Genomic DNA, 678 nt, shown 5'->3' with positions numbered 1-678 from the left:
ACGGCAATAAGACCTTTGAAGGCTATACCAGCCTCAACAACCAGAGCCGCGAGTTCTATCAGTACGCGGACATCCAGTACGACGCGCTGGGCCGGGTCACCCAGATCAAGGATCCTAAATTCCTGATCACCTACCGCTACGACGCGGTCGGCAACCGCATTAACGTCCACAGCGTCTATCACGACGGCGTCGACGGCCAGAAGCGGACCCAGGATTACTGGTACCGTTACGACAGCATGAACCGCTTCGTCACCACCAAGGGCAGCAAGATCGACGGCCAGATCAGCCGCGGCCCCCTGGGCGGCGACGGCGTCGACATCCTGTACAACGCCGCCGGCGAACGGGTGCAGGCCATCAACGCCTCTGATGGAACCACCGAGACCTATACCTACAGCGCCGACGGCTATCTGGAGAGCACCCGCATCAACGGCAAGCTGGCCTCCCAGCGCGACAACGACCTGCTGGGACGCGCCACCGCATACCACCAATACCGCTGGAACGGCGACGGCGGCGTCAGCAGCCAGACCCAGTCCCGCTACGACGCCGACCACAAACTGCTGCAGCAAACCCGGGACGGCGCCACCACCACCTACACCCTGATGGCGGACGGCACCGTGGCCAGTAGCGCGCAGAGCAGCAGCGGCACCACCACCACCAGCTATTACGGCTATGAATGGT

Annotated in this window: 1 protein-coding gene; it reads left to right on the top strand. The window is 62.8% G+C overall.

The window, feature by feature from the left end:
- The coding region (locus tag ACODRW_RS24280; protein ID WP_488906918.1) for a hypothetical protein at nucleotides 1–678 on the top strand (678 nt) is incomplete at both ends.

The organism is Chromobacterium sp. FG89, from assembly GCF_057808735.1.
This window is presented reverse-complemented; position numbering and strand designations above follow the sequence as displayed.